Raw genomic sequence first — 4,877 nt, forward strand, 5'->3', positions numbered from 1 at the left:
GGATTCGGTGAGAAATGGCTACGCACTGAGCCGCTGCGTGGCCCCGCGATGTCGAAAACCCACGCATGAACCCCCGATCTGTGCCCGATCTGTGCCCAAAGCGGCGCTTGCGCGGCCGCTTCCTACCTGCCAGACTCGCAAAAAAGGGCGGTTGAACTTCCTATACCCAAGATACCGCCTACGTCTTCTTCGGAAGGCCGGTAAGGGTGAAATGGTGCGGTAAGAGCGCACCGCGAGTCTGGCAACAGACCGGCACGGCAAACCCCACCTGGAGCAAGACCAAATAGGGATCCTTTGGCGCGGCCCGCGTTGGATCCGGGTAGGTTGCTTGAGCGTTGCGGTGACGTAACGCCTAGAGGAATGACTGTCCACGACAGAACCCGGCTTATCGGCCGGCTCCGCCTCTTTCTTACGGTAGGCCGAGCATGGCTCGGCTCTACAGTAGAGCCGAGATCCTATGTTCGTGGTCAAGCCTGCTGGAAGCAGGCTTGACCCACTTTCAGCATGGCCGGGTCAAAGTCCCGGCCGCTCTTGAAGACGCCCCAAGCGATCCTGGCCAGCTTTCTGGCCAGGATGTTGAAACTGGCAGTACTGCTGTGGCCGCGTTCGCGGATGGCGTTGTAAAGGGCTTTGCCATTTTTGGAGCGGGTCAGTCCCATGGCCGCCATGTAGAGGATCTGGCGCAGGCTGGCGTTGCCGCGCTTGGACAGGCGCCGCCTACCGATCCGGGCGCCGGATTCGTTGGGGCGCGGATCCAGGCCGGTACAGGCGATCCAGGCGTCCGAGCTGGTCAAGGGCCATCGTGTGATGTGATGGGTGACGAAGGCCGCTACCGTCGGCCCAACCCCCGGAATGGTCATGATCCGCCGATACAGGTCGCGCTGTTCGCCACTGCGGCACAGCTGCTGAATCTGTTGGTCGAGCAGGGCAATGGCCTCTTTCAGACCATCGAAGATGCGCCCAAAGATGGCCGACTCCGACGCCCCCGCGCCTAGCGAGAGATTCAACTTCGCCTTGCTCCGGACCAGGCTGTCACGTTGCTGGAGCAGCACATGCAGCTGCTCCTGCGCAGGCGATCGGGCGACATGCTCATGCAGATTGTCGGCCTCCTTGGCGATGTAACGCGCAATGACCTGCGCGTCACCTGAGTCGGTTTTGCCGCGGCAGGCCACGCCCTTGGCGTAATGTTTGATGTCGCGCGGATTGAGCACAAAGACGACGTGGCCGGCCTTCTGGGCAGCTTGAACCACAAGCTCGTGGTAGCGATTGGTTGCTTCCACTCCAATGCGAGACCCGACCGGCAGAGTGGACAGCCACTTACCGATGGCTGACGCTGAATTGGGGATTCGAGTGCTGCCTTTGGTGCCATGGCGTGCCACCACAAGGCTCTTTGAGTCGGCATCGATGCCGACGGCCAAATGATCTGACATCTGCGCAACTCCCAGCTATTGTTGAGGGGCTGGGGTGGTACCGCACCACGTTGGCTTGCCTACATCGGCGGTCCTCAAAGGCCGCTAGATCCTTTATCGACGTTAAGGTGCGGGATGGGGATCGCTCGGCTCGTCTGTCGGCTGCTATCCGCAGATATCATGTTGACGGTCCCTCCACCCTGGCTCCTACATACCGCGTAGGAGCCGGGAGGAACATACAAGCCATGCTCGGCTGCTCTTCGCCCAGATGCTTGGGATGTTGTTCAACCCGGCGTGCGGTACTGCCCGGCGGAAATGAACTGCTCGAACCGTTCGCACCACACCACTACGGTGGTGTAATCGTCCACGTTGACGCTTTCAGGCACGTCCACCAGGAAACGGTTGAAGGTCTTCACCTCGCCGATGCGCTGGGCCTGTGCCTTGATCTTCAGGAAATCGGCCTTGTTGTCGACGAAGTCACGGACCAGGTACACCTTGTAATCCGGACCCGGACCCATCTTGCCGTCGAACGCGACCTGGCGCGGGCTGACGCTGACGTTGCCTTCCGCCCAATGCACCGCATCACTGCCCTTGAGGTCGCGGCGAAAGGTGGTGCGGTAGGGGGCGTCTTTCATGGCCGCCTGCACCTGCGCAACCGGCGGGTCATCGGGGGCGATCAGGATCGGCAGGAGATAGACGCCCAGGCCGAAGCCCAGGCCGAGGGTGAGCAGGTGGGTGGCGAGCAGGATGAGGATGCGGCGCATGGGGCCTCCTTGTGGTTGCGATCGATCGCGCGGCGAAGTGCCGGGCCTGACCACCCTGGGAGGTCAGGGCCGACATTATATAGGCACAGGGCCGATTGCGAAAAGGGCACAGTCGGGTGGCTGCGATGCTGAAAGCCCTCTGGCGAGGGCGGATCGCGGTCGCGGCTGGAAGCTGAATGACGTATCAGGCGCGCTGCGCTGACGACGACCGCCACGTCAATGACGACATGCGTGCGGTAGTGCCGGCCGCTGGCCGGCAGCTGCGTGGCCTGCCTGAAAATCCGGAGGTTGCCGGCCAGTGGCCGGCACTACCCTGCTGAAAAGAGGTTCCGGCCAGCGGCCAGCGTGACCGGGTCAGAAAATGACGTGGCTCTGTCCGTTGGCTGCGCCCTGAGGGCCGAAGCGACGCTCGTGGATCTGCCCGTGCCCTTCGGCATCGATCAGCAGCACCGTGCTGGCGCGGGTGCCATAGTCGTCGCCGCGGATGAAGGCCGGGCTCAGCCAGCGCTCGCGTTCCAATCCGATGCCGGTGTCGGGCAGGTCGCTGTCGGCGGGGCGATGTTCGTCCGCCAGGGCGGCCCAGAGCGGGGTCAGGTCCTCATCGCCGGCCTCGAACCAGGCTTCAAGCGCGGCCATCAGTCGTCGGGTCTTCGGCCAAGGTGCGTCCAGCGCGCCGTTGGACATGCCATGCACGCCCGGGCCCAGGCGCTGGCGCTCGGCAGGGTGGTTGCCCAGGAACTCCAGGCTGTCGCTATCGGCCAGCAGCAGGTTGAATGGGGCGTAGGCGCCGGCCACCGTTGCCAGTCGGTCGATATGCACGGCGGCGGGGTCGCGGCCGCGCAGGAAGTCGGCCACCAGCGCACCCCGTGAAGGACCGGTCTGTGCGGCCAGCGGGTCGCGGACATTGGTGACCACGGCCATGCGTCCACCCGCACCGACGCCGGCCCAGCCGCCGCCGGAGCGCAGGTCGCGCCCCCCGATGACGGAGGTCTCATCTTGCCAGGGGGCCAGCGCCGCTGTCGGGCGGGCGTGGAACTCATCACGGTTGCCGGTCATCACCAGCCGCCAGCGCGGGTGGTGCATCCAGCCAAGAGCGAGCAGGCACATGGCCTCATTGTGCACGGTTTGCGCAGTCTGGCGCCGCTTCCTGCCCGTCCCGCATGAATGCGCGAGCGATGTTTCACGCTCTGTCCACACCCCTGAACTTCCGTTCAATCTCAAAAATTGAGACGGATCAGCAACTTGTGGATAAGCCTTGAACAATTCTCTAAAGGTTGTTGCAAGCCATTGATGCGGCTGGCGATTTCCCCGCTGAAAAGTTGTTGACAACCCTTCGGCCGCTGCTAAGGTGGGCATCAGAGGGAAATCTAGCGTGCCGGACAAGACCTCGATTCGGGTTGCGCGTGGCAGGTCCAGCACTGCGTCAGCGGGAGGCCTGGCCGCAGCAGATTCGGCAACCATGAATCACTGCTGCGCCGCCTGCAATCGCTCGCGCAGCGGCTGCATCTACAGACGCTTCCTCAACAGCCTGAAGGCGGCGAAAAAGTCTCTCAGTGATGAAATGCTGCATGGACCTGCGCCTTGCTGCCACAGTCGAATCGGGAACTCTCATCCCCGTTTTGCGGGTTGTCCGCCGGTTTCTGGCCAGCTTCAGGATTCATTGTCATGCGCCGCAGTTGTTGTGCTTTGTTGCTGAATGCGACGCGGTGCAACAATTCTAGACCTGACCCTCTGCGCCGCAGTCGAATCGGGAACTCTCATCCCCGTTTTGCGGGTTGTCCGCCGGTTTCTGGCCAGCTTCAGGATCGATTGTCATGCGCCGCAGTTGTTGTACCCGGAGGATCACCCTGATGCCGTCAGCGGGGCACTCTGCTGAGGGCTGCTGGCGCGAGAGCGGGGGTTTTTAGAGGTGCCCTCAGGTAGGTGATTTGCTACGCTGCGCCGCGCCGATGTCTTACCCATGCGCGGGAGAAATGCCGATGGGCGGCGATGAGGCCGCGCGGAACACTGTGCAGCCGTCGATGCGCAGGATCGTTCCGTGCTGTGCCTCACCGCACCGGAGGGACGCGCCGCGCCGCGTGTCGCCCGTGCCGCAAACACCGCGCTGGCGGCCGCGCCGAGCTACGCACGCCATGTTCCCGAGCGCACGCTGCTGTACGCGCTAGTGCAGGCGCACTACCCGGACTTCATCGCGCGTCTTGAGGCCGAAGACCGCCCGCTGCCCGAGTATGTGCGCGAGGAGTTCGAGACCTACCTGCGCTGCGGCGTGCTCGAGCACGGCTTCCTGCGCGTGGTCTGCGAGCAGTGCCGGGCCGAGAGGCTGGTGGCCTTCTCCTGCAAGAAGCGCGGCTTCTGCCCCAGCTGCGGGGCGCGGCGCATGGCCGAGAGCGCGCGGCACCTGGTGGAGGAGGTGTTTGGCCCGCGGCCGGTGCGGCAATGGGTGCTGAGTTTTCCGTACCCGCTGCGCTTCCTGTTCGCCAGCAAGCCGGAGGCCATCGGCCCGGTGCTGGTGATCGTGCAGCGCGTCATCGCCGGCTGGTTAGCCGATCAAGTCGGCGTCGACCACGCCAGCGCGCAATGCGGCGTGGTGACCCTGATCCAGCGCTTCGGCAGCGCGCTGAACCTGAATGTTCACTTCCACATGCTGTGGCTCGACGGCGTGTACGACGCGAACGTCGAGCCGCCGCGGCGCCAGCCGCGCCGG

Annotated in this window: 6 protein-coding genes and 1 other RNA gene; 4 read left to right on the forward strand and 3 right to left on the reverse strand. The window is 64.0% G+C overall.

What is annotated here, in order from left to right; translation table 11 throughout:
- Window positions 1-404, forward strand: an RNA gene (gene rnpB / locus QMX83_RS20170) — RNase P RNA component class A; the annotation flags it as partial.
- 63 nt (window positions 405-467) lie between these two features.
- Here the strand turns inward: rnpB and QMX83_RS20175 are convergent.
- Both QMX83_RS20175 and QMX83_RS20180 read right to left on the reverse strand, forming a co-directional pair.
- The gene (locus tag QMX83_RS20175) at window positions 468-1,430 is read right to left on the reverse strand and encodes an IS110 family transposase (RefSeq protein WP_049459279.1); all 963 of its coding nucleotides are present in this window, start codon (window positions 1,428-1,430) and stop codon (window positions 468-470) included.
- 263 nt (window positions 1,431-1,693) lie between these two features.
- The gene (locus tag QMX83_RS20180; protein ID WP_047290306.1) at window positions 1,694-2,173 is read right to left on the reverse strand and encodes a DM13 domain-containing protein; all 480 of its coding nucleotides are present in this window, start codon (window positions 2,171-2,173) and stop codon (window positions 1,694-1,696) included.
- Window positions 2,174-2,349: 176 nt separating this feature from the next.
- Between QMX83_RS20180 and QMX83_RS20185 the strand changes: the two genes are divergently transcribed.
- Window positions 2,350-2,493 (forward strand): hypothetical protein, encoded by a 144-nt coding sequence (locus tag QMX83_RS20185; RefSeq protein ID WP_227852443.1) that lies wholly within the window; start codon window positions 2,350-2,352, stop codon window positions 2,491-2,493.
- 34 nt (window positions 2,494-2,527) lie between these two features.
- On the opposite strand, the gene QMX83_RS20190 is transcribed toward QMX83_RS20185, so the two are convergent.
- A complete protein-coding gene (locus tag QMX83_RS20190; RefSeq protein WP_180832829.1) occupies window positions 2,528-3,280 on the reverse strand; it encodes an NRDE family protein in 753 nt (250 codons plus the stop codon).
- A 461-nt stretch (window positions 3,281-3,741) separates the two neighbouring features.
- Between QMX83_RS20190 and QMX83_RS20195 the strand changes: the two genes are divergently transcribed.
- Both QMX83_RS20195 and QMX83_RS20200 read left to right on the forward strand, forming a co-directional pair.
- Entirely contained in the window at window positions 3,742-3,894 is a 153-nt protein-coding gene (locus tag QMX83_RS20195; RefSeq protein ID WP_282298422.1) for a hypothetical protein, read from the forward strand.
- Window positions 3,895-4,277: 383 nt separating this feature from the next.
- On the forward strand, window positions 4,278-4,877 hold a 600-nt coding region (locus QMX83_RS20200), incomplete at its 3' end, for a transposase zinc-binding domain-containing protein (RefSeq protein WP_282298423.1).

It is taken from the genome of Stenotrophomonas sp. PS02289 (assembly GCF_029960115.1).
Lineage (GTDB): Bacteria > Pseudomonadota > Gammaproteobacteria > Xanthomonadales > Xanthomonadaceae > Stenotrophomonas.